21 protein-coding genes are annotated in these 23,540 nt (G+C 45.4%); 9 read left to right on the top strand and 12 right to left on the bottom strand.

Features of this window, described 5'->3' with window-relative positions; all coding sequences use genetic code 11:
* The first annotated feature begins 16 nt into the window (after positions 1-16).
* Positions 17-1,090 carry a 3-dehydroquinate synthase gene (gene aroB, locus GJU87_RS19905; protein WP_153641074.1) on the top strand — a complete coding sequence of 358 codons (1,074 nt, stop codon included), beginning with the start codon at positions 17-19 and terminating at the stop codon, positions 1,088-1,090.
* A gap of 12 nt (positions 1,091-1,102) precedes the next feature.
* A complete protein-coding gene (locus GJU87_RS19910) occupies positions 1,103-2,347 on the top strand; it encodes a 3-phosphoshikimate 1-carboxyvinyltransferase (RefSeq protein ID WP_153641075.1) in 1,245 nt (414 codons plus the stop codon).
* A gap of 22 nt (positions 2,348-2,369) precedes the next feature.
* On the opposite strand, the gene GJU87_RS19915 is transcribed toward GJU87_RS19910, so the two are convergent.
* The 3 genes from GJU87_RS19915 to GJU87_RS19925 all read right to left on the bottom strand — a co-directional run bounded on the left by GJU87_RS19915 (position 2,370) and on the right by GJU87_RS19925 (position 5,279).
* Positions 2,370-3,989, bottom strand: a complete 1,620-nt coding sequence (locus GJU87_RS19915) for a M28 family peptidase (protein WP_194831594.1) — start codon at positions 3,987-3,989, stop codon at positions 2,370-2,372.
* Positions 3,990-4,030: 41 nt separating this feature from the next.
* On the bottom strand, positions 4,031-4,735 hold the full coding sequence (deoD, locus tag GJU87_RS19920) for a purine-nucleoside phosphorylase (RefSeq protein WP_153641077.1): 705 nt from the start codon (positions 4,733-4,735) through the stop codon (positions 4,031-4,033).
* Positions 4,736-4,835: 100 nt separating this feature from the next.
* Positions 4,836-5,279, bottom strand: coding sequence for a nucleoside deaminase (locus GJU87_RS19925; protein WP_153641078.1), 444 nt, complete (start codon positions 5,277-5,279; stop codon positions 4,836-4,838).
* Positions 5,280-5,436: 157 nt separating this feature from the next.
* Here GJU87_RS19925 and aspS point away from each other — a divergent pair, with 157 nt between their 5' ends.
* Positions 5,437-7,197, top strand: coding sequence for an aspartate--tRNA ligase (aspS, locus tag GJU87_RS19930; protein ID WP_153641079.1), 1,761 nt, complete (start codon positions 5,437-5,439; stop codon positions 7,195-7,197).
* A gap of 126 nt (positions 7,198-7,323) precedes the next feature.
* On the opposite strand, the gene GJU87_RS19935 is transcribed toward aspS, so the two are convergent.
* The 8 genes from GJU87_RS19935 to gdhA (GJU87_RS19970) form a co-directional block, all read right to left on the bottom strand.
* Positions 7,324-7,797 (bottom strand): biopolymer transporter ExbD, encoded by a 474-nt coding sequence (locus tag GJU87_RS19935; RefSeq protein ID WP_153641080.1) that lies wholly within the window; start codon positions 7,795-7,797, stop codon positions 7,324-7,326.
* Between the two features lie 17 nt (positions 7,798-7,814).
* Positions 7,815-8,393, bottom strand: coding sequence for a biopolymer transporter ExbD (locus tag GJU87_RS19940; protein ID WP_153641081.1), 579 nt, complete (start codon positions 8,391-8,393; stop codon positions 7,815-7,817).
* Positions 8,394-8,456: 63 nt separating this feature from the next.
* Positions 8,457-8,906 carry a hypothetical protein gene (locus tag GJU87_RS19945; protein ID WP_153641082.1) on the bottom strand — a complete coding sequence of 150 codons (450 nt, stop codon included), beginning with the start codon at positions 8,904-8,906 and terminating at the stop codon, positions 8,457-8,459.
* Positions 8,907-8,927: 21 nt separating this feature from the next.
* Positions 8,928-9,764, bottom strand: coding sequence for a MotA/TolQ/ExbB proton channel family protein (locus GJU87_RS19950; RefSeq protein WP_106541300.1), 837 nt, complete (start codon positions 9,762-9,764; stop codon positions 8,928-8,930).
* 226 nt (positions 9,765-9,990) lie between these two features.
* On the bottom strand, positions 9,991-11,028 hold the full coding sequence (locus GJU87_RS19955) for an asparaginase (protein ID WP_228492060.1): 1,038 nt from the start codon (positions 11,026-11,028) through the stop codon (positions 9,991-9,993).
* A gap of 161 nt (positions 11,029-11,189) precedes the next feature.
* Entirely contained in the window at positions 11,190-11,954 is a 765-nt protein-coding gene (locus GJU87_RS19960) for a TatD family hydrolase (RefSeq protein ID WP_153641083.1), read from the bottom strand.
* Positions 11,955-12,121: 167 nt separating this feature from the next.
* Complete coding sequence (gdhA, locus tag GJU87_RS19965) at positions 12,122-13,456, bottom strand: NADP-specific glutamate dehydrogenase (protein WP_106541301.1); 1,335 nt, start codon at positions 13,454-13,456, stop codon at positions 12,122-12,124.
* A 362-nt stretch (positions 13,457-13,818) separates the two neighbouring features.
* Positions 13,819-15,186: an NADP-specific glutamate dehydrogenase gene (gdhA, locus tag GJU87_RS19970; protein ID WP_153641084.1), complete on the bottom strand. Its 1,368-nt coding sequence runs from the start codon at positions 15,184-15,186 to the stop codon at positions 13,819-13,821.
* 246 nt (positions 15,187-15,432) lie between these two features.
* Here gdhA (GJU87_RS19970) and leuS point away from each other — a divergent pair, with 246 nt between their 5' ends.
* The 3 genes from leuS to GJU87_RS19985 all read left to right on the top strand — a co-directional run bounded on the left by leuS (position 15,433) and on the right by GJU87_RS19985 (position 20,424).
* Positions 15,433-18,093: a leucine--tRNA ligase gene (leuS, locus tag GJU87_RS19975; protein WP_153641085.1), complete on the top strand. Its 2,661-nt coding sequence runs from the start codon at positions 15,433-15,435 to the stop codon at positions 18,091-18,093.
* A 90-nt stretch (positions 18,094-18,183) separates the two neighbouring features.
* Complete coding sequence (locus tag GJU87_RS19980) at positions 18,184-19,041, top strand: YitT family protein (RefSeq protein ID WP_153641086.1); 858 nt, start codon at positions 18,184-18,186, stop codon at positions 19,039-19,041.
* 54 nt (positions 19,042-19,095) lie between these two features.
* On the top strand, positions 19,096-20,424 hold the full coding sequence (locus tag GJU87_RS19985; RefSeq protein ID WP_153641087.1) for a peptidoglycan DD-metalloendopeptidase family protein: 1,329 nt from the start codon (positions 19,096-19,098) through the stop codon (positions 20,422-20,424).
* 41 nt (positions 20,425-20,465) lie between these two features.
* Here GJU87_RS19985 and GJU87_RS19990 read toward each other — a convergent pair whose 3' ends face one another.
* On the bottom strand, positions 20,466-21,026 hold the full coding sequence (locus GJU87_RS19990; protein ID WP_153641088.1) for a phosphoribosylglycinamide formyltransferase: 561 nt from the start codon (positions 21,024-21,026) through the stop codon (positions 20,466-20,468).
* A gap of 209 nt (positions 21,027-21,235) precedes the next feature.
* On the opposite strand from GJU87_RS19990, the gene GJU87_RS19995 reads away from it, so the two are divergent.
* Genes GJU87_RS19995 through rnc form a run of 3 tightly spaced genes read left to right on the top strand, consistent with a single transcriptional unit; the run spans position 21,236 to position 23,488 of the window.
* Positions 21,236-21,472, top strand: a complete 237-nt coding sequence (locus GJU87_RS19995) for an acyl carrier protein (RefSeq protein WP_025862964.1) — start codon at positions 21,236-21,238, stop codon at positions 21,470-21,472.
* 32 nt (positions 21,473-21,504) lie between these two features.
* Positions 21,505-22,755 (top strand): beta-ketoacyl-ACP synthase II, encoded by a 1,251-nt coding sequence (fabF, locus tag GJU87_RS20000; protein WP_106541307.1) that lies wholly within the window; start codon positions 21,505-21,507, stop codon positions 22,753-22,755.
* A 16-nt stretch (positions 22,756-22,771) separates the two neighbouring features.
* The gene (gene rnc / locus GJU87_RS20005; RefSeq protein ID WP_170108878.1) at positions 22,772-23,488 is read left to right on the top strand and encodes a ribonuclease III; all 717 of its coding nucleotides are present in this window, start codon (positions 22,772-22,774) and stop codon (positions 23,486-23,488) included.
* Positions 23,489-23,540: the final 52 nt, after the last annotated feature.

Consider the following 23,540-nt stretch of genomic DNA (forward strand, 5'->3'; position numbering starts at 1 on the left):
GGTAAACAACCGAAAAATGAACAATCTACCATCATACCATGCAGCAGTAACCGTAACTGATGATGTTGTAGCTGCTCTCTCTCAATTGATTTCCCGTTATCCCGAAGATAAGGTTTTTCTGGTGAGCGAATCGAATACGACCCAATTTTGTCTTCCTGTTTTACAGGACGTCATTGGATGGGAGAAGGTGAAGAAAACAGAAGTTCCGGCAGGCGAAGAAAACAAGAAGCTGTCTTCCGTAGAGAAAATCTGGCTGTTCCTGAGTCAAAATGGTGCTGACCGGAAATCACTGGTAATTAACGTGGGCGGTGGAATGTTAACCGACTTGGGAAGTTTTGCGGCTTCGACCTATAAGCGCGGAATGGATTTCGTGAATGTCCCGACTACGCTGCTATCACAGGTAGACGCTTCAGTCGGTGGCAAGACCGGATTCAATTTTAACGGGTTCAAAAATGAAATAGGGGTGATAAATCAACCCAAAGATGTCATTATCGATACGCGCTTTTTGAAAACCATCGACCGCCGGAATTTCGTATCCGGATTCGCCGAAATGGTGAAGCACGGCTTGATTCGCTCGGCCGATCATCTGAAGGAGGTCCGGAACTACGATCTCGATTTGCTCAACTACGAAGCGTTAGCCGGATTAATCGCCCGTTCGGTAGCCATCAAAGATTATTTTGTTGATAAGGACCCGACGGAAAAGAATATTCGCAAAGCCTTGAACTTTGGTCACACCATCGGTCACGCGTTTGAAAGCTATGCCATGACTTCCGGGAAACCGATATTACACGGCTATGCAGTGGCTTACGGTATGATGGCGGAATTGTATCTGTCGCACAAAATGGCCGGGTTGTCAAGTCGCGATTTGAAGGAACTTTCGTACTGGCTGATGACCATTTATGGAAAATTTGATATCACGGAAGAGGATTACGATGCGTTGCTGAGCCTGATGAGTCATGATAAGAAAAACGAAGGCAAGCGGATTAACTTTACGCTGCTGCCGAAAATTGGAAAAGTGGCGATTGATCAGGATTGCAGTCGCGACTTAATCATTGAATCGCTTGATTTTTACCGGAATCTTTCTCTTTAACGAATTGAATAGATGCTTTACCAGATAACCAGACCCAACAGCAGGTTGGAAGGAGAGATCAAACTGCCTGCTTCAAAAAGTATTAGTAATCGTGTGTTGATTATCAATGCGCTGAGTTATTCGCCATACACTATCGGAAATTTGTCGGATAGCGACGATACCCGCGTGATGGAGAAGGTGCTGAACGCTTCGACCAACGAGTTCGATATCGGTCATGCCGGAACGGCCATGCGTTTCCTGACGGCTTTTCTTTCGAAGATAATGGGGCAGTGGACGCTAACCGGTTCGGAGCGGATGAAACAACGGCCGATTAGCATACTGGTTGATGCATTACGTGAATTGGGAGCGGTAATCGAATATGCAGGAGAAGAGGGATATCCACCGTTGAAGATTACCGGAACCGCTCTGAAAGGTGGCGTCCTGGAGCTCGACGGAAGTGTGAGTAGCCAGTATATTTCAGCGTTGCTGATGATTGCTCCGTCTATCCAAAATGGTTTGACGTTGAGGTTGAAAAACAAGATTACTTCCCGGCCGTACATCGAGTTAACACTGAAGTTGATGAAGAAATTTGGTGTGCGGTATGCCTGGAAAGGGAGTGAGATTCGTATCGATCAGCAGGAATATAAGCCCATCCGATTCACGGTGGAAGCTGACTGGTCCGGTGCCTCTTACTGGTATCAAATTGCTGCCATGTCCGATGACTTCGATATTCTTTTAAAAGGACTGCGCTTGCAAAGCTTGCAGGGGGACGCAGTATTGGCCAAGTGGTTCGACCAATATTTCGGAATTCAGTCAAAACAGGAAGGCAATGATGTTCGAATTTCCCGGAAGGAAAAACCGGAGCTGAAACACCTGGATTTAAACTTTGTTGAAAACCCGGACGTGGCCCAGACTTTTGCCGTCTTGTGTGTAGCAAAGCAGATTCCCTTCCATTTTACAGGACTGCATACGCTGAAGATAAAAGAGACCGACCGGATTGCTGCTTTGCAGAATGAATGCGCTAAGCTGGGAGCCAAACTGACCGAACCACAGCATGGTGAAATTGACTGGGATGGAATGTTGGATGAACGTGTTGATGCGAGTGAGGCGACTATCGAAACCTATCATGATCACCGGATGGCATTGGCGTTTACTCCGGCAACGCTGGTATTCGGCAAATTGAAGATTGCCGATCCAATGGTGGTGACCAAATCTTACCCTGCTTTCTATGAGGATTTGAAGAAAGTTGGATTCACTGTTCAGGAAGTATCCGATTGATATCTACGGAGACGCTTTTCAGTTATTTCCAGCTTTCAGGATTCGTCGACAACTCAAAAATGTCGAGATAGCTCAACCGGATGATGTTGGCCATCTTGGTGTAGTTGATCATTTCCGGCACATCAGTCGGTTGGTGGTAATCCGGGTGACCACCGGTATGAAACCAGAACAGTGGCACATCATCTTTGACAAACCACACGTTATCGCTGCCGCTATCCGGTTTTTCCGAACCGTTGTATGAAACAACCAGGTTCAGGTTGTAGGCGCTGATGTGTTGCTTTGATAAAGTAACCGCCGGTTGGAAGGCTTTAGAATAAATCATGGTTACCTGGTTGTCCGGTGCTTCCGGGCCGGCGTTTCGGCCAATCATATCGAAATTGAGGTAGGCCATTATTTTTCCCTTGTTTGCCCAGTGATTGACAAAGTAATGTGAGCCCAGCAATCCTCTTTCTTCCCCGTCCCAACAGGCGAATAAAATGGTGTATTCGGGTTGAACTCCCGATGCAATCATGGCTTTGGCAATGTTCAATACTGCAGAAACTCCCGATGCGTTGTCATCGGCGCCATTCCAAATATAGCCATCGTGGGTGCCCAAATGGTCGTAATGGGCACCAATTACAATGAACTTATCCTTTTTCTTTCCTTCAATTTTGCCCAGCACATTTCGCAGCTGTAGTCTTCGATTCCTGGTGTTTATTGCCAGTTCAATTGTCTTTCTGCTGATGGCTTGTGATACATTTTTCAGTTCGGAAGCTTTCTTTCGGGCTCGCGTATTCTGAAACTCCGGTCCCATGATGTCTGAAAATACAGAAGGAGAAATGTAAATAACCGGAATATTTCCGTCGCCCGTGTTGGGTAGGTAAACCCGTTTGTCATAAAACGATTCACGCTTCTTCACGCCTTCATACATCGCATTGTGGAAATAGTATTGGTTGGCGTTCCAATGGCTGATTTGCGCACCGTCCGCAACTTCCAGGACTGCGACTGCTCCATTGTCTTTTGCTTGTTTATTTTTCAAACGCTCCAGCGCCCTGCCTTCCGGTCCCGTGATTTGTTTCGCTGCCGGACTACCTTTAAAATCCTGTCCGGGTAAACCTGCCCATCTGACGATGATTTTATTTTTGACGTCGATTTTGTTGAAATCATCATAACCGCTTTTTTTATCCGTCATGCCATAACCGACGAACGCTACAGGCGCCGAAACCTGGCTGCTCCCGTTCGGAATAGTCACCCGAAAGTTCGTTTTATACGCGTATTCCTTTCTTAGCGTTGCTTTGTCTGAAGTCGTGACTAATGCGAGCTCCTGGACGGTATCAGGAGAAACCTCAATCGCCTGGAAAGGTTGAAAGAAGGAAGCTGTTGTTCTTGGTTCCGCTCCCAGGAGCTTTTGGTAACGATTTGGTTTGAAAGTAACAGAGTCCCCCATGGCTTCCAGCCCAATGAAGCTAAACAATGACGCTACATATTCACCTGCCGTTTGCCCTTGTTTTGTACCTGCCATTCGTCCTTCCAACAGGTCGTTGGCCAGAAACTGAACCGGACTTTTCACGCTGTTCATGGTAATTGCTTGCAAACCCTTGTCTTTTTGGGTTTGCCCGAAAGTAGTCAGATTCAGAAGCAGGAGAAGCAGTAATAGTGTCATTAAGCGCATGGCGTAAGGCGATTGTTTGGTTTATAAAGTGTTTAGGCCAGTTTCAGGGCAATGTCCATCATTTGTGTAAAAGTGGTTTGCCGTTCTTCCGAAGTGGTCGATTTTCCTTCCGGGATATGGTCACTGACGGTCAAAATAGAAAGTGCCCGTTTCTTGTATTTGGCAGCAATCGTATAAAGAGCAGCCGTTTCCATTTCCACTGCCAGAACATTGAATTTCTGCCATACGGCAAATGGGTCGCCAATGTGCTCGTCGTTGTAAAAGAAGTCAGAACTTAAAACATTTCCTACATGAAGGTTCACGTCTTTTCCCCGGGCAATAGTGTAGGCTCTGTGAAGCAGGTCAAAATCGGCTAGCGGAGCAAACTGTAGCCCGCCGAATCGCAACTGGTTCATACCATTATCGGTACAAGCACCTTGTGCGAGAATAATATCCCGGAGTTGTACTTCCGGTTGTATGGAACCACAGCTGCCGATACGGATAAGCTGTTCACAATCGTATTCTTCAATTAGCTCAGTGGCGTAAATCGACATGGACGGCATTCCCATGCCGGTTCCCTGCACACTCACTTGCTGTCCGTTGTAATAACCGGTGTAGCCTAACATGCCGCGGACTTCGTTGTAGCAGACCGTATCGTCCAGAAAGTTATCAGCAATGAACTTTGCGCGAAGCGGGTCACCCGGGAGAAGAACGGTTTTTGCGATGTCTCCTTTTTTAGCCTGGTTGTGTATACTCATCGAATTTTTATTTAGTCGTTAATAGAGTTGGTTTGTCAGGCAAAATAGCAAAATGTTTTTTACCTGATATCACTTTTAAAAAGGTGTTTGGAGGGTTTGCTTATCGTTTCGACAAGAAGAAGTCTTTGACAAGTGTTGAACATTCAGCCTCCATAATTCCTCCCAGTAAGGTTGTTTTAGGATGTAAGGCTTTCGCTGCAAACTTTTGGAAGCCTCTCTTTTCGTCTTCGGCACCATATACAATTCGTCCGATTTGTGACCAGCCCAATGCCCCGGCACACATCACACAAGGCTCCAGGGTAACATATAGTGTGCATTCGTTCAGGTATTTGCCGCCTAACATGTTGGCAGCAGCCGTGATGGCCTGCATTTCCGCATGAGCGGTTACATCGTTCAGCTTTTCGGTGAGGTTATGCGCACGTGCAACGATACGATTCTGGCAAACGACTACAGCGCCGACGGGGATTTCTCCCATATCAAATGCTTTCTGCGCCTCGTTAAGCGCTTGCTTCATGAAGTATTCATCGGAAAATGGTTCCAGCATGTTATGAGTTTTAGTTTAAAAGTAATTCTGATTCTAAAAGCAGGCAAGTCCGATTCCCAAAATATTTCTCAGGAGGCGCCTAAACCTGTGATTGATTGCTTCCTGTTTTCTTTAGAACTTTTGTACTTTTGCATTCAAATTTATAAAAGAATAATCGATGTACAGAAGCCATAATTGCGGTGAATTACGAATCAACCAGGCTGGCGATGAAGTGACGCTTGCCGGATGGGTACAGAGGGTCCGCAACCTCGGTGCAATGACTTTTGTTGACCTCCGTGACCGCTACGGTATTACGCAGCTGGTTGCTGACGATACTGCTTCGGCTGAAATTAAGGATGCTGTGAATCACCTGGGACGTGAATTTGTCATCCAAATCGTAGGTGTCGTGAGAGAACGCGCGAGCAAGAACAGCAAAATTTCTACGGGAGATGTGGAGGTAGAGCTCAAAAAAGTCACGGTTCTGAATCAATCGGTTGTTCCTCCGTTTACCATTGCTGAAGATACGGATGGCGGTGATGAAATTCGTATGAAATACCGGTATCTCGACTTGCGTCGGGAAAATGTTCGCAAGAATCTCGAGCTTCGTGCCCGGATGGCCCATTACGTAAGAAATTACCTGAATGACCAGGATTTTATCGAAACAGAAACGCCGGTTCTGATCAAGTCTACACCGGAAGGTGCCCGCGACTTCGTAGTTCCTTCGCGAATGAATCCCGGCGAGTTTTATGCGCTTCCGCAATCGCCGCAGACCTTCAAACAGTTGCTGATGGTTGCTGGTTTTGACCGGTACTATCAGATTGTAAAATGCTTCCGCGATGAGGACCTTCGCGCAGACCGGCAGCCTGAGTTTACGCAGATTGATTGCGAGATGTCGTTCGTGGAGCAGGATGATGTGCTGAGTATGTTTGAAGGGCTGACCCGACATCTTTTCAAGGAACTGAAGGGTTTCGACCCGGGTGAGTTTCCGCGTATGCCTTACGAAGAGGCAATGGAAAAATATGGCTCAGACAAACCCGATATTCGCTTTGGGATGGAAATCCATGACCTGACGGAAACGGTGAGGGGAAATGGCTTCAAAGTGTTTGACGAAGCTGAATATATTGGAGGTATTTGTGCTTCCGGCGCAGCTTCCTATTCGCGCAAGCAACTGGATGCGTTGACGGATTTTGTTAAACGTCCACAGGTTGGTTCCAAAGGGCTCGTTTATGTGAAATATAACGAAGACGGCTCATTTAAATCGTCAGTTGATAAATTCTATAGTGCCGACGATTTGAAGAAGTGGGCCGATCTGTTTGGAGCCGTTCCCGGTGACTTGCTACTGGTTTTGTCAGGCAGGAAAGAGGCGACACAAACAGCTACAGGGATACTTCGTTTGGAAATGGGCAAGCAGTTAGGGCTGGCTAAAAGTGATGATTTCCGTCCGTTGTGGGTGGTTGATTTCCCATTGCTGGAATGGGATGAAGAAGTGCAGCGCTTTTTTGCTATGCACCATCCGTTTACATCGCCAAAATTGGATGAAGTGGATTTGTTGGATACCGATCCGGGTAAGGTTCATGCGAATGCTTATGACCTGGTGATTAACGGTGTGGAAATTGGTGGCGGTTCTGTTCGTATTTTCAACAGCGAGCTGCAGGCCAAAATGTTTAAGACACTCGGTTTTACCAAAGAAGAGGCTGAGAAGCAGTTTGGCTTCCTTATGGATGCGTTTAAATATGGTGCGCCTCCGCATGCAGGAATTGCTTTCGGTTTCGACCGTTTGGTATCGCTGTTTGCCGGGCTCGACAGTATTCGCGATGTGATTGCATTCCCGAAAAACAATGCCGGGCGTGACGTAATGATTGACAGCCCGTCGACCATTGCTGATGCACAGTTGGACGAACTTACCCTGAAAGTCGTTCCGCAAAAAGAAAAGAAATAAAAATAGCGTACGCGTTACTAATTAAAACGGTTGTTCTTATGAGCAGCCGTTTTTTGTATGTTAAAAATATTGGCACAAAAAAAGCGGCCTGAATTTCAGACCGCTTTCTTTTATTTAGTGTACATCTTAGTTTTTCTCAGTACGTTTTCTGGCTGAGTAATTGATGTGAAGAGCCTGAACTCTCCTCAATTCCTGCTTCACGTCTGAAACGATACCCATCTTGGTATATTGATCCACTTTAAGAGAGGTAACCATCAACGGAACTTCGTTCTCGTCGTGTGCTTCCCTTTCGGACACAATAAAATCCTGGATGTCGCCAACAGTGGCAAATGAATCGTTCAGCTGAATTCGCGGTTCGCTACCTAACTGTGCCTGGTATTGCTGTTGAGGAGGGCCGATGTAGATGTAACTCACCAAAGATTTCCGCTCCAGTTTGCTCAACTCAGTTGCCTGGGGCAACTTAATTTGTACTTTCAACGTTACCTCACGCATGGTGGTCGACACCATGATGAAGAACAGAAGCATAAATACAATGTCAGGCAAAGCTGCTGTCGAAATCGGTGGAGTTTCCTTTTTGTCGTCTTTTCTGAATTTTGACATTCTTTAAATCCTCCTAATTATTTTTTACCAACTTTTTTGGGCTCAGCTTCTGAAATACGTGATGGGTAAATCTCTTGAACAGCTTTCTGCTGATCTCTATCGAGATCGTCATAGGATTTTCCCCATTTCCGTTGTGCCAGCTGGTCCCGTAAGTCGTTGATAGCGCCTACCAATTCATTCTGGACCGCGATATAGGTACCATATGTCGTACCTACGTCATTCTGCAGCGAGATGACTCCCTTGGTAACTTCCGTCGGACCAAAGAAGGGAACGTCTTTCACTTCTTTTTCCGGTAACGTCGGATCGTTATTCGGGTTGGCCATAAAATTTTCCGCTGCTTCGCGAAGGTCGCGGACGCGCATCGGTTTGCCTTCCACCAACAACTGATCGTTCTTGTTCACCAGCACAACAAAGACGTTACGTTCTTTAATTTGTGGCTGTTTGCTCAAGTCCTGATTCGGCGGAGGTGGCGGTGGCAACTTACGTTCGAGCCCAGAATCAACGTCCATGGTAGTTGTTACCAGGAAGAAGAGAAGCAACATGAAGGCAATGTCAGCCAAAGATGCAGCATTATATTCCGGTAATTTTCTAGGCATGTTTATTTAATTTCATGTTCAGTTATGATGAAAAAGTCACCCTTTTTCATTCTGATTTAAATCTTATTTCCAGAAACGGGAAAGACCCGAATAAATAACAGACAAAACGGCTCCGCCAAACAAGATGTAGGTGGTATAGAGCAGGGTGTCTGTGAATTTAGCAACTTCAGGGGTCAATGTTCCCTTCTGAACCATCGTTTGAGCTCCGTAGAAATTTGGAATTTCTGACGATGCCAGCAGGCTTGCAATAATGACTACTGCGGCAAGCACTCCTATAGCCATCAAGCTCTTTTTAGCTTTTTCTCCAGATGAGAACATGTGGAAAACGGAGAATCCGACAGCAACAATAGCCGCAATGCCAAAGAGTATGTATGACCAGCGAAGGTTAAGATTTATCATTGAGTCCTGTTGTGGTGTATCAATCTTATCGACCAGCAGCACGATAAAGATTGCTGATAACGCCAACATGACCCAAAGAATAATAGTCAGTATTCTTGTTACTTTACTACTCATGGGTACGAATTAATTTTGTAATTACTTCTTCAGGTTGTGTTTTACCAACAGGTCAAGCAGAGAGATAGAAGCATCTTCCATGCTGTTGATGATGCTATCGATTTTTGCAACACAGTAGTTGTAGAAAATCTGAAGGATGATAGCAACGATAAGACCTGTTACAGTAGTAATAAGTGCAACCTTAATACCACCAGCAACCAGAGAAGGAGAAATGTCACCAGCAACCTGGATAGCATCGAATGCTGAAATCATACCGATTACAGTTCCCATGAAACCAAGCATCGGAGCCAGTGCGATAAACAGTGCAATCCAGCTCAGTCCTTTTTCCAGCAGACCAGCCTGTACACCACCGTATGATACGATTGACTTCTCAACTACGTCGATTCCTTCGTCGAAACGATCGAGTCCCTGATAGAAAATAGAAGCAACAGGACCGCGGGTGTTGCGGCAAACTTCCTTAGCAGCTTCTACACCACCACTATTCAATGCATCTTCTACATTTGCCAGCAGTTTTTTGGTGTTGGTAGTGGCGAGGTTCAAATAAAGAACTCTCTCGATAGCCAATGCAAGACCAAGAATCAGGGCGATAAGTACGAATGCCATGAAGCTCGGACCCCCCTGAATGAAATATTGCTTAAGCATGCTGTGAAGAGACTTGCCTGATTCAGCTTTGGCAGCTGCTTGCTCTACAGGATCAGCTGTCAAGTCAGAGCTTTGAGCCTGAGCCTGTGTTACGGAATCAGTAGCCGCTTGTTCAGTAGCTGCCTGCGTGGTGTCTTGCTCCTGTGCGAAAGCAACCACCGATGCGCCAAAACTAAGCATCCCGAAAACTGCAATTAACGCAAATAGTTTTTTCATAATTGGTTTTGAATTTTGATTAATAAATTGTTCTTACTATTAATTTCTATTTACGATTTATTGATCTACAATAAATTTCCAACAAATAAAAAAAAATCCTTGTTTCGTTCTTCAATTAGCCCCCCGTTTTCTCTTTCCAAATGAAACTATTTCCGCTTAAAAAGATTCCGGATTGGTCTAAAATTCAGGCACGCAAATTACAAAAAAAAGTTGAAAAAAAAACAACTCATTCTGTTATTTCCCCGCTCAGACTCCGTTGTAAATGAGTCTTCACTTCCTCTGTTGTGAGCTCTTGTCCGAGTAGAAACATCAACTTAGTGATAGCTGCTTCAACGGTTATGTCTTTTCCACTGATAACGCCTGCGTTGAGCAGATCATAGCTGGTCATGTATTGTCCCATCTGCACTCTGCCGCCTGAACACTGTGTTACATTCAGGAAGATAACCCCTTGCCTGATGGCTTTCCGGATGGCGTTTAACAGCCAACGGTGTGTGGGAACATTTCCTGAACCATACGATTCCAGTACAACACCTTTCAATTCCGGTAGATTCAGTGCATGCTCAATATACTGGCGGTTCATCCCCGGAAACATCTTCAAGATAATGACTTTATCACTGATGTTGGTGTTAACTTTTAGTATGCCTTTGTTTTTCGGGTAATTAATGCGGTCGTAACTGTATACAATATCCACTCCGGCACGGGCCAGAATCGGATAATTGTGTGACATAAACGCACTGAATTTTTCTGAATCTTCTTTTGTTGTGCGGTTGCCGCGAAAAAGGCGGGAGTTGAAATAAATACAGACTTCCGGAACAATGGCCCGGCCGTTTCGGCTGGCGGCCGCAAGTTCTACGGCCGTTACCAGGTTTTCTTTCCCGTCGGTACGCATAACACCAATAGGAAGCTGCGAACCGGTCAGGATAACGGGCTTGTCGAGGTTCTCGAACATGAAGCTTAATGCAGATGCGGTGTACGCCATGGTATCGGTGCCGTGAAGAACAACAAAACCGTCGTATTTTTGGTAGTTCTGACGTACCGTTCTGGCAATCCGGGCCCAAATCGCCGGTTGCATGTCGGACGAGTCGATGGGAGGATTGAAGGCGGTTGCCGATACTTCTATGCCAAGTTTCGACAACTCAGGAATTTCATTTTGGATGTGGGAAAATTTCATCGGGGCCAGTGTGTGGGTATCGGGATCTTCCCGCATCCCGATGGTGCCGCCGGTATAAATAATATGAATTGAAGGCTTTTCGTTGTTTTTCACACCTAATGTTTTTATCACCGATTGCCGAATCGGTGAAAATTTGGATGAAGTACAATAATATAATACGTGTAATTTGAGTCCGGCGAACGGGTTCAACCCGGATTTCTTTGTCTACACGATTAAATTGCCCTCAAAATTAGAAATATTGGAACGAAGCGTGGTCAGATTCCAAACATTTCTTCAGCATTTTTTGTTGTTATTTCGGCGATTTCTTCGGGAGTAGTGTTGTGCAGTTCGGCAACTTTGGCGGCTACCTGTACAATGTGTGCACTTTCGTTGCGTTTCCCTCTGAATGGAACGGGTGCAAGATAAGGTGAATCGGTTTCCAGCAGAAGATGTTTGGGATCGATTTGGGAGATGACTTTATCGACGCCGGCATTTTTAAAGGTAACAATACCATTCACACCAATTTTAAATCCCCAGTCAATAATCTGTTCTGCCTGTTTCAGCGTTCCGGTGAAGCTGTGAAAAACGCCTCTTAGGTTTTCATCTGCAGCTTTTCCTACTTCGTTGAATACTTCTTCGAATGAATCCCGTACGTGGATTACTACCGGAAGTTTGCGCTCTTTTGCCCATTGCAACTGAACGCGAAAAACCTCGGTCTGTTCTTCGACGAAAGTCTGATCCCAGAACAGGTCGAGCCCGATTTCGCCGATACCATAAAACTGGTGGCGGTCGAGCCAAAAGCGAACAATTTCCAGTTCATTTCGAAAATCTTCCTTTACCGAAGTAGGGTGCAATCCGATTAACGGATAGCAAACATTCGGGTACGATGCTGACAAGTCCAGCATGGGTTTGATGGAAGAGCTGTCGATATTGGGGAGAACTATTTTCTTAATTCCGGATGTTGTGGCACGGTTTACAACTTCCGTCCGATCGATATTAAACTCAGGCGAATAAATATGTGAATGGGTATCAACAAACATTTTTCGAAATTTGGTCAAAAATAGCAAAAGCAGAAGCATCCACCCATTAACAGAATGTTATCTGAATCCTAAGTGCAATTTACATTGGAAATAATTGAGCCTGGTTGATGCGAAAAGAGCCATTTCCCGGAAGGGAAACGGCTCTTTCTGCTTTTTAGGATAGGTGCTTATACAAGCCCTTGTGCCAGCATGGCATCGGCAACTTTTACGAAGCCACCAACATTGGCACCTTTGACATAATTTATCTTACTTCCGTTACGTCCGTGGATTTTACAAGTCTCGTGAATCTCTTTCATAATAATATGTAAGCGTTGATCCACTTCTTCGCGGGTCCAGTTGTAACGCATGCTGTTTTGTGACATTTCTAAACCAGAAACAGCAACACCACCGGCATTAACTGCTTTACCCGGAGCATACGCGATTTCTTTGGTCAGCAATTCTGCTGCGTCAGCTGTACAGCCCATGTTGGAAACTTCGCCAACGAGGAAGCAGCCGTTCTTGATCAGCAACTTGGCGTCTTCTTCGTTCAACTCGTTTTCAGTAGCACATGGCATGGCAATGTCAACTGCTTGTTCCCATGGTTTTTTACCAGCGAAGAACTGTGCGCCGAACTCTTCGGCATAAGGCTCAACAATGTCGTTGTTGGTTGCCCGCAGTTCGAGCAGGTAGTCAACCTTTTCGCCGGTAATACCAGCGGCATCGTAAATGTAACCGTCGGGACCGGAGATAGTAACTACTTTACCACCCAGTTCGTTGATCTTACTGATGGCTCCCCAGGCAACGTTTCCGAAACCGGATACCGAGAATACCTGACCTTTGATGTCTTTGCCCATTTCGGCCAGCATGTGCTGAACGAAGTACACGGCACCGTAACCGGTTGCTTCCGGACGGATGAGTGAACCTCCCCAACCCAGACCTTTTCCGGTCAATACGCCAGTAAACTCATTGCGGATGCGTTTGTACTGTCCGAAGAGGTAGCCGATCTCGCGACCGCCAACGCCGATGTCACCAGCGGGTACATCAGTATCCGGACCGATGTGGCGGCTCAACTCGGTCATGAACGACTGACAGAAACGCATGATTTCGTTGTCGCTGCGTCCTTTGGCGCTGAAGTCGGAGCCTCCTTTACCGCCTCCCATAGGAAGGGTGGTCAGGCTGTTTTTAAAGGTTTGTTCAAACCCTAAAAACTTGAGAATACTTAAATTAACACTGGGGTGGAAACGTAATCCACCTTTATATGGACCAAGTGCGCTGTTGAATTCGACGCGGTAACCGCGGTTAATTTCAACTTCGCCCCGGTCATTCATCCAGGGAACCCTGAACATGACGACTCTTTCGGGCTCCACCATGCGTTCCAGAATGCGTGCCTGCTTGTAACGAGGATTTGAATCGTAAACCTCCCAAACAGATTCAACAACTTCCTGAACGGCCTGATGAAATTCCTTCTCGCCATTGGTGCGGGCCTTTAAGGCCTCCATGAATTGATCTATACCGGTATTCATGATAACATATTTTTGTAAAAACCCTATGGATTCCGTCTGTGTGCGGGTATAATGCCCGAAGACAGTTACACCCCGACGGTTTCAATTTGTTAGAGTCAAAGGTAGAGAAAACATTTTCTCCTCTTCCTAATGATTATTCAAAAAACAGGAATCGCTCAATAGTCAGTAAATCAGTCATTACGGATGCTTTCAGAGTATGTTTAATAGCACAAAAAACCGGAAGTTTGACTTATGTCAGAATTTTGAAAGTGGATTTTTGGCCTTATGAATAAATGAGGTGCTGATTGCGTGAAAGCCAGAAAGAGAAAACGCCCCTCTGCCGGAGCAAAGGAGCGTATCGGTATAGATTGGAAAACAGAAAATCAAACTAATCCCTGCGCCATCATGGAGTTGGCAATCTTTAGGAAACCTCCGATGTTGGCACCTACTTCGTAGTTAACGAATCCATCTTTTTGCGTACCATACTTCACGCAAGTGTGATGAATATTCTGCATGATTTGCAGCAATTTCTCGTCAACTTCTTCGCGGGTCCATTTCAGGCGCATGGAGTTTTGTGTCATCTCGAGACCTGATACAGCAACACCACCTGCATTGGAAGCTTTGCCCGGTGCGTACAGGATTTTGTGCTTCATGTACAGATGAATTGCCTCAGCCGTACTTGGCATATTAGCTCCTTCAGCTACACAGAAACAGCCATTCTCGATCAGCATGCGCGCATCGTTTTCATCTATCTCATTCTCGGTAGCCGATGGCAATGCAACATCGCATTTTTCACTCCACGGACGGGCATTGGGAACGTATTTTACACCGTACTTTTCAGCGTATTCTTTAATTCGGCCGCGTCGGTTATTTTTCAAATCCATCACGTACTCCAGCTTTTTGCAGTCGATGCCAGTCGGATCATATATGTAACCGCTTGAATCGGAAAGCGTAATAACTTTTCCGCCGAGTTCAATTACTTTTTCAGCAGAGAACTGTGCTACATTACCCGAGCCGGAAATTGCGACGGTCAGGCCATTGAAATCTTTGCCCTGGGTCTTAAGCATTTCGCGGGCAAAATATACATTACCATAACCGGTTGCTTCCGGTCTGATTAGCGAACCACCCCACTCGATTCCCTTTCCAGTTAAGGCGCCCGTAAATTCATTTCGTAGTCGTTTGTATTGTCCGAAAAGGAAACCGATTTCGCGTCCTCCAACGCCAATATCACCTGCCGGGACATCGGTGTAAGGCCCGATATGTCGACTGAGTTCCGTCATAAACGACTGACAGAACCGCATTACTTCTGCATCTGATTTGCCTTTGGGATCAAAGTCAGAACCACCTTTACCGGCTCCCATCGGAAGATTGGTGAGGCTGTTTTTAAAGGTTTGCTCGAAGGCCAAAAATTTCAGGATACTAAGGTTGACACTGGGGTGAAAACGAAGGCCACCTTTATAAGGACCAATGGCGCTGTTCATTTCCACTCGAAATCCCCGGTTAACGTGAATGTTTCCCCGGTCGTCCATCCATGGAACCCGGAATTGAATGACTCTTTCCGGCTCCGTCATTCGTTCCAGAATCTTCGCTTTCATGTACTGGGGATGAGCCATTAGGTAGGGGGCGAGCGATTCGACGACCTCATGAACGGCCTGGTGGAATTCTACTTCATGCGGATCTTTTTTTCTTAAATCGGACATGAATTCGTCGACCAGTTTGGTCGGTGATGAAAGTGTGGCGGTGGCTGTCATAGCTGTTTGTTTTATTAATTAAGGTATGATAAGGTAGAAAATGCAATTTAAACACGGGGTGTTCTTTAACATATCATTGAGGATTAGATGTTTTGAGGTGAAAAAGCCCCGTTCATTGGTCTCCGATTTATTTTCGGGGCACCTAAAAGTTATTTTCATGATTTTTAGGAAGCTTTCCGGCAGTCAGAAAATAAAGTCTTATTTTCGCACTTTAGTTGAAAAAAGAATTTAATAGTCTCAATAAAGATGGATTACAACTTCAGGGAGATTGAAAAAAGCTGGCAAAATTACTGGGCCGAGCATAAGACCTTCAAAACAGAAGACGATTATTCAAAACCGAAATTCTATTGCCTCGATATGTTTCCTTATCCTTCGGGTGCCGGATTGCATGTGGGCCATCCGGAAGGATATACGGCTACCGATATCATTTGCCGTTACAAAAGGGCAAACGGATTTAACGTCCTTCACCCAATGGGATGGGATGCGTTCGGACTCCCTGCAGAACAGTATGCTATTCAAACCGGTACCCATCCGGCGATTACCACGCAAAAGAATTGTGACAACTTCCGCCGTCAGATTCAGTCGTTGGGATTGAGCTACGACTGGGACCGGGAAATCAATACGACCGATCCGGCATATTATAAATGGACACAATGGATTTTTACCCGTTTATATAATACGTGGTTTGATGGGGAGCAGCAGAAAGGTCGTCCGATAGAAGAACTGTCTGTTCCGGCAGAAATTGAAAGTAAAGGAAAAGAAGCAGTACGCGAGTATATTGATGAAAAGCGTCTGGCTTATTACGATAATGCACAGGTTTGGTATTGCCGTCATTGTAAGACGGTTTGTGCCAACGAAGAGGTGCTGAACGACGGCTCGCACGAGAAGTGCGGTACGAAAGAGGTGGAGCGTCGTTTCCTGAAACAGTGGATGCTTCGTATTCCGCATTATGCCGAGCGTTTGCTGACCGGCCTTGACAATCTGGACTGGCCGGAAGGCGTGAAAGATATGCAGCGGAACTGGATTGGAAGGTCAACCGGTGCCGAAGTGGATTTCCTGCTGGATGGTGTTGATGAGAAAATCAGGGTGTACACTACCCGCCCCGATACATTGTTTGGCGCAACCTATATGGTCATTGCTCCAGAGCATGAATTGGTTGACGTGATTACTACGGAGGAACACAAAGATGCCGTTAATGATTACGTGCGCTCGGCTGCACTGAAAAGTGATTTGGACCGGACCGATTTGGCGAAAGATAAAACCGGCGTATTTACGGGCCGGTATGCTATTAATCCCCTTACCGGGAAGAAAATTCCGGTGTGGGTGGCCGATTATGTGCTGACGGGATACGGTACCGGTGCGATTATGGCTGTGCCAGCGCATGATACCCGTGACTTTGAATTTGCGAAAACATTCGGTTTAGATATTGTCTGCATTCTCGATCCGAAAGATGCGGAACCTGAATTACGTGAAAAGGTTCTTAAGGGAGACGCTTGCTGGACGGAAGACGGAGCTTATATCAACTCGGCTAACGAAAGCGAAGGCCTCGATATTGACGGCATGAGCAAAGAGGACGGCCTGAAAACTGTTATTGAATGGCTTGAGTCGAAAAATCTGGGTAAAGCTACCGTGAATTACAAGATCCGTGACTGGTTGTTTAGCCGTCAGCGATTCTGGGGAGAGCCTTTTCCGGTAATTCACTGGGAAGATGGCGAAGTTTCCGTTTTGTCAGACGAAGATCTGCCCCTGATTCTTCCGGATGTTGAAAAATATCAGCCGGGAGAAACGGGCGAGTCTCCTTTGGCCAATGCTGGCGATTGGTTATATGTAACCGATTCAAATGGACGGAAAGGCCGTCGTGAAACGAATACCATGCCCCAGTGGGCCGGGTCGTGCTGGTACTACCTGCGCTATATCGACCCGAAAAATGACGAGGCTCCGTTCGATAAAGTAAAGGAAAACTACTGGATGCCGGTCGACTTGTATGTAGGTGGTGCCGAACATGCGGTACTTCACTTGCTGTATAGCCGTTTCTGGCATAAAGTATTGTTTGATTTGGGTGTGGTTTCTACCGATGAGCCCTATCTGAAATTGTATAACCAGGGAATGATTCTGGCTTTTGCTTATGAAACGGCTTCCGGCTCGAAAGTTCCTTCTGATATGGTGGAGGAACGTGACGGCAGTTATTTCCATATCGAAACCGGTGAGGAGCTGAAGCAGATTGTGGCCAAGATGTCCAAGTCGCTAAAGAACGTCATCAATCCGGACGACGTGGTAGAAGAATACGGAGCCGATTCATTGCGTCTGTACGAAATGTTTATGGGGCCGCTGGATGCCACCAAACCCTGGACCGATACCGGTGTGAAAGGTGTGTATAATTTCCTGCGAAGGGTATTCACCTTCTTTTCGAACCTGGACAACGTAAGTGAAAGCGAAGATACCAAAGAGACGTTGAAGCTTTTACATCAAACCATCCGGAAGGTAGGCGATGACGTAGAAGATTTGAAGTTCAATACCGCGATTTCGCAGATGATGGTGTTCACTAACCATTGTTATAAAGCCGGCAAGGTGTCCCGTTTGACTGCCGAAACATTCATGCAGGTGTTGGCTCCTTTTGCTCCGCACATTGCGGAAGAGCTTTGGAACCTCTATGGGAACGATGCCAGTGTAAGTTTGGCTGAATGGCCCAAAGTGAACGAAGAATACCTGGTTGAGAATACCTTTGAGTATCCGGTTTCATTTAATGGAAAAATGCGCTTCAAACTCGAACTTCCGTTAGATATTTCGAAAGATGATGCTGAAAAAGCAGTACTGGAACATGAGGCTGCAAAACGTTGGACGGAAGGTAAAACCGTGGTGAAACTGATTTACGTACCAGGTAAGATTATCAACGTGGTTGTTAAGTAATTGTAAAGAATCCAATCTTCATAAAAAGCACGGAAAAATCATGATTTCCGTGCTTTTTTTTATTCTACTTTTGCGCAAATTTTAATCGAGATGAGCGGAAAAGTATATAATCAGGTTCGGGACTACGCAACTATCGTTTTAGGGTTATTCCTGTATGCTTTTGGTGTAGCTGCATTTTTAATTCCAGCTAAGATTATTGGTGGCGGAATTACGGGTGTGGCAACGGTTATTTACTTCACGACGGGAATAGAAACCGGGTATACCTATTTTATTATTAATATTTTCCTTGTTTTGGCAGCCATCAAAATACTGGGGACAAGCTTCGGGGTGAAGACGATCTTCGGTATGGCGGTGATGGCCGTATTTCTGAATGTATTACAGTCGATATTTACTCACCCTATTATCGACGATCAGTTTTTGTCTGCTGTTCTGGGAGGTATCCTGGGGGGAGCCGGCCTGGGAATTGTCTTTAATCGTGGAGGAAGTACCGGTGGTACCGATATTATCGCGATGATTATTAATAAGTATCGGAATGTAAGCCCGGGACGTATTATTATGTATTGCGACGTGATTATTATTGCTTCCTCGTTTTTCGTTCTGAAATCAGTAGAGGGAATGGTGTACGGTTACGTTTCGATGTGGGTCGTTTCTTATACGGTCGATTCGTTCTTGAACGGTGCCAAGCAGTCGGTTCAGATGTTTATCTTCTCCGAGCGCTACGATGATATCGCGGATTATATTGTTTATCAAGCAAATCGGGGACTAACTGTTTTCGACGGAACGGGTTGGTACACCCGGAAACATGTAAAAGTGATTATGACGGTAGTTAGAAAAAGAGAGGCTTCTCCAATTTATAAACAAATAAAACAGATTGATCCTGATGCATTTATATCCCAGAACTCCGTAATGGGTGTATTTGGTCACGGATTTGACCAAATCAAATATTAACTTTGTCTGTGTTGTGATTATTATCATATGTTAAATCAGGGAAAGTAGAAGCAAATGAAAAAGTGGATTCCGGGGATTATTTTGGCCGTTTTGATAATTGTTGTTGTGGGATTTTTTATCATCCGGAAGAATACAAAATCGGGGCAGGGAGATTTATCGGTTACTCAACCAATTGATAGCGTAGCAAAGGTTTTACCGCCGCCAGTTTTAAAGTTTGGACTGCCGGTTGATTCCTTTGTTATTGAAAATAAGAAGGTGCGGCGCAATCAGAACCTTTCGGATATTTTGGTAAGATATGGCGTGTCGTATCAGGCTATCGATCAGCTTGCCCGGAATGCAAAAGGCGTTTTTGATGTGCGTCGGATCAAGGCAGGAAGTGCCTATTCTATGTTCCTGGCTCACGATTCTTTGCATACTCCCCGTTATTTCATTTACGAAGATTCACCTGTTGATTATTATACATTCGACCTTAGTGGCGATTCACTTCGCGTGAAAGCCGGTCAGAAACCGGTGATAACCAAACGCAAGGTGGCATTTGGTCAGATTAACTCTTCGCTGTGGAACGCAATGACGGATAATAATTTGAATCCGATTCTGGCTATCGACCTTTCAGAGATTTATGCCTGGACCATTGACTTTTTTGGAGTTCAGAGGGGAGATTGGTTTCAGATAATATACGATGAGAATTATGTCGATGGAAAATCCATTGGTATCGGAACCATTTATGCCGCCCGTTTTAATAACATGGGTGATGATTATTATGCGTTCAATTTCGATCAGGACGGCCGGGCCGATTATTTCGATGAAGACGGCAAGAGTTTGCGGAAAGCTTTCCTGAAAGCTCCACTCAAATATTCGCGCATCAGTTCGCGTTTTACCAACAGCCGCTATCATCCTATTCTACGAATCAGAAGACCGCACCATGGAGTTGATTACGCTGCACCGACCGGAACACCGGTTCATTCAATTGGTGACGGAGTGATTACGCGCCGGGGTTACCAGGCACGTGGTGGTGGCAATTACTTATACATCAAACACAACTCTGTCTACACGACTTCCTATATGCACCTTTCGCGGTTTGCCAAGGGCATGCACCCCGGTGTGCGTGTTAAGCAGGGACAGTTGATTGGCTATGTAGGAATGACAGGACTAGCTACCGGGCCACACCTCGATTTCAGGGTATATAAAAATGGTACAGCTGTCGATCCGCTAAAAGTGAAAGCGCCGCCTGTAGAACCGGTGAAGAAAGAGAATATGGTGCGTTTTGAGGAGCATCGGGATTCACTCATGAATGAGTTAATGACTATCCCGATTCCCGGCAACGAAACCGATCAAATTCCTGTGGCCGATGTCATTCACAGCACGCCTGCAGATAATCAATAACAGCTTTCGAATTTTTGGTACGGATTTTCCAGTTATGGTGATTATTTCATTAAAAAATTTTCGATCACCTCGGGGAAGTATTGGTATTCCAATTGGTGGATGCGTTTAGCCAGCGACTCCGGTGTGTCGTCCGGGAGGACAGGACACTTTTCCTGGCGTAAAACGGTTCCGTGATCGTAAACTTCATCGACCATGTGAATGGTGATACCACTTTCCTTTTCCTGGTTGGCGACAACTGCCTCGTGTACTTTCATTCCGTACATTCCTTTACCACCATACGTTGGTAGCAGGGCCGGGTGAATATTAATAATCGGGAAAGCCTGGATCAGGTTGGTGGGTACCAACCAAAGAAAGCCTGCCAAAACAACTAAATCGATGTTGCGGCTTTTGAGTCGATTCAGGAAATCTTCCGAATCGTAAAACTCTTTCCTGTTAAAGGAGCCATACTCAATTCCATATTTTGCTGCTCTTTCGAGCACATAGACGTCTGAGCGGTTGCTCCAAACCGAATCAACGCGGATGGTTGGATGGTATTGAAAATACTGTATTATGTTTTGTGCATTTGTTCCTGAACCCGATGCAAGTATGGCTATGTTTTTCATAATTAGAGTTTTGTGTGCTGTTTAAAAATTGACTATTCGACTAATGGATTCGAAAACAGGCATAGGAAGCCGTTTTACCCTGACGAAAAGCCATATTATGGAACAAATATTTGGAAAATAATTGGGTTTCTTTATTACTTTGCACCCGTTGATTTGAAAAAATCATAGTTTAAATTTATTCATAGTATTAACGTTAAAATTTAGAAATTATGTCTGACGTTTCGGCTAAAGTTAAATCGATCATTGTAGACAAACTTGGTGTTGATGAAAGCGAAGTTACTAACGAAGCTTCTTTCACCAATGACTTGGGAGCTGATTCACTCGATACCGTTGAGCTGATTATGGAATTCGAAAAAGAATTCAATATTGCTATCCCTGATGATCAGGCTGAAAAAATCGGTACTGTAGGCGAAGCTGTTGCTTACATCGAAGAGAACGGAAAGTAATTATTACTGAATAAAGGTCTTAAGAACTTACCATGGAATTGAAACGAGTTGTTGTTACCGGCTTAGGTACGATCAACCCGCTCGGTAAGAATATCCAGGAATTCTGGGAAGGCCTGAGGAATGGGGTTAGCGGTGCCGGCCCCATTACTCATTTTGATGCCTCCAAATTCAAAACGCAGTTTGCCTGCGAAATAAAGGATTTCGACCCGAATGATTACCTCGAGCGCAAGGAAGTTCGCAAACATGACATGTATGCTCAGTTTGCTTACATCGCTGCTGACCAGGCAATCAGTCATTCAGGAATCGACCTGGAAAAAATCGATAAGGACCGGGTTGGTGTGATCTGGGGTGCAGGTATTGGTGGTTTGGATACTTTCTTTCAGGAAGTAACCTCCTTCAATTCAAATCCGGAAAATCCGCGATTTACCCCCTTCTTCATTCCTAAGATGATTGCCAACATGGCCAGTGGTAATATTGCCTTGAAATATCGCTTTCGGGGACCCAGCATTACCACGGTTACTGCTTGTGCTTCGGCAACCCATGCATTAATTGATGCAGCGAGCTATATCCGGCTCGGAAAAGCGGATATGTTCGTAGCCGGTGGTTCCGAATCAGCAATTAACCAGGCGGGTGTTGGTGGTTTCAATGCCATGCGTGCCCTTTCAACGCGTAACGATGATCCAAAAACGGCATCGCGACCTTTCGATAAAGATCGTGATGGATTCGTGATGGGAGAAGGTGCTGGTGCACTCATCCTCGAAGAATACGAACACGCGGTTCGCCGTGGCGCGACCATCTACGCGGAATTGGTTGGCACTGGCATGTCAACGGATGCTTACCATATGACTGCTCCTGATCCCGAAGGAGAAGGTGCTGCACTGGTAATGAAGCATGCGCTGGACGATGCCGGTCTGAAACCTGAAGATATCGATTACATTAACGTACACGGTACTTCTACCGGGCTGGGAGATGTTGCCGAGCCAAAAGCAATCCTGAAAGTATTTGGTGACCATTCTTACAAGGTAAGTGTGAGTTCAACCAAGTCGATGACAGGTCACTTGCTGGGAGCGGCTGGTGCAGTTGAAAGTATTGCCTCTATTTTGGCAATGCAGAACAGCATTGTACCTCCAACGATAAATCAATTTGAATTGGATCCGGAAGTTGATCCGAACATTGATTTTACTTTTAATCACGCAAAAGAACGCCAGATTAATTTTGCACTTAGCAATACATTTGGATTTGGCGGACACAATGCGACTGTAATCTTCAAAAAATTGTCATAAGAAAGTGATAAAGGCTTTGAAGCAAAGAATAAAACTCTTTTCCTCGCCGGGGAAAGAGTTTTATTTGTTTTTGAAATCATTGCTTGGGTTCTACCCCGGAACCCTGCACTTTTACGACATTGCGTTTATTCATAAGTCGGCTTCCACAGTCGATTCTCACGGTTATCCGGTCAATAACGAACGCCTCGAATATCTGGGTGATGCCATTCTTGGTGCCGTAGTGGCCGACTATCTTTACAACCGTTTTCCTCATAAAGACGAGGGCTTTCTTACCCAATTGCGCTCCCGGATGGTCAACCGGAGCTTTCTTACCAAACTTACTTTTAAAACGGGTCTGAATCGTTTTGTTGAATCGAATACCAACTCGGCAAACGAAACCAGCCACATCTACGGTGATGCTTTCGAGGCGCTGATTGGCGCTATTTATCTCGACAAAGGATACGAGCAGACCAAGAAATTCATCGTTAAGCGCATCTTGTCGGTCTATGTCGACATTCATAAACTGGAAAAGAAGGATACCAACTACAAGAGCCAGTTGATTGAGTGGGGACAGAAGAATAAAAAAGAGGTGCAGTTTAAGACCCAGGATAATCCGGGTACGACGGGAGATAAGCCTCCTTTTGTTTCGCAGGTAATTGTCGAAGGAGAGCTGTTCGGCGAGGGCGATGGATATTCGAAAAAGGAATCACAGCAACAGGCTGCCAAGGTGGCTTTGATGAAGATTCAGGACTAAGAAATTTTCCCGTAAATTGTCGTAAAAAGAAAAAGGCGGGAACTACCCGCCT

The organism is Prolixibacter sp. NT017 (assembly GCF_009617875.1).
Lineage (GTDB): Bacteria > Bacteroidota > Bacteroidia > Bacteroidales > Prolixibacteraceae > Prolixibacter.

Coding starts and splice junctions, on each gene's coding strand:
- aroB (WP_153641074.1), top strand. CDS start 17: ATGAACAATCTACCATCATACCATGCAGCAGTAACCGTAACTGATGAT.
- GJU87_RS19910 (WP_153641075.1), top strand. CDS start 1,103: ATGCTTTACCAGATAACCAGACCCAACAGCAGGTTGGAAGGAGAGATC.
- GJU87_RS19915 (WP_194831594.1), bottom strand. CDS start 3,989: ATGACACTATTACTGCTTCTCCTGCTTCTGAATCTGACTACTTTCGGG.
- deoD (WP_153641077.1), bottom strand. CDS start 4,735: ATGAGTATACACAACCAGGCTAAAAAAGGAGACATCGCAAAAACCGTT.
- GJU87_RS19925 (WP_153641078.1), bottom strand. CDS start 5,279: ATGCTGGAACCATTTTCCGATGAATACTTCATGAAGCAAGCGCTTAAC.
- aspS (WP_153641079.1), top strand. CDS start 5,437: ATGTACAGAAGCCATAATTGCGGTGAATTACGAATCAACCAGGCTGGC.
- GJU87_RS19935 (WP_153641080.1), bottom strand. CDS start 7,797: ATGTCAAAATTCAGAAAAGACGACAAAAAGGAAACTCCACCGATTTCG.
- GJU87_RS19940 (WP_153641081.1), bottom strand. CDS start 8,393: ATGCCTAGAAAATTACCGGAATATAATGCTGCATCTTTGGCTGACATT.
- GJU87_RS19945 (WP_153641082.1), bottom strand. CDS start 8,906: ATGAGTAGTAAAGTAACAAGAATACTGACTATTATTCTTTGGGTCATG.
- GJU87_RS19950 (WP_106541300.1), bottom strand. CDS start 9,764: ATGAAAAAACTATTTGCGTTAATTGCAGTTTTCGGGATGCTTAGTTTT.
- GJU87_RS19960 (WP_153641083.1), bottom strand. CDS start 11,954: ATGTTTGTTGATACCCATTCACATATTTATTCGCCTGAGTTTAATATC.
- gdhA (WP_106541301.1), bottom strand. CDS start 13,456: ATGAATACCGGTATAGATCAATTCATGGAGGCCTTAAAGGCCCGCACC.
- gdhA (WP_153641084.1), bottom strand. CDS start 15,186: ATGACAGCCACCGCCACACTTTCATCACCGACCAAACTGGTCGACGAA.
- leuS (WP_153641085.1), top strand. CDS start 15,433: ATGGATTACAACTTCAGGGAGATTGAAAAAAGCTGGCAAAATTACTGG.
- GJU87_RS19980 (WP_153641086.1), top strand. CDS start 18,184: ATGAGCGGAAAAGTATATAATCAGGTTCGGGACTACGCAACTATCGTT.
- GJU87_RS19985 (WP_153641087.1), top strand. CDS start 19,096: ATGAAAAAGTGGATTCCGGGGATTATTTTGGCCGTTTTGATAATTGTT.
- GJU87_RS19990 (WP_153641088.1), bottom strand. CDS start 21,026: ATGAAAAACATAGCCATACTTGCATCGGGTTCAGGAACAAATGCACAA.
- GJU87_RS19995 (WP_025862964.1), top strand. CDS start 21,236: ATGTCTGACGTTTCGGCTAAAGTTAAATCGATCATTGTAGACAAACTT.
- fabF (WP_106541307.1), top strand. CDS start 21,505: ATGGAATTGAAACGAGTTGTTGTTACCGGCTTAGGTACGATCAACCCG.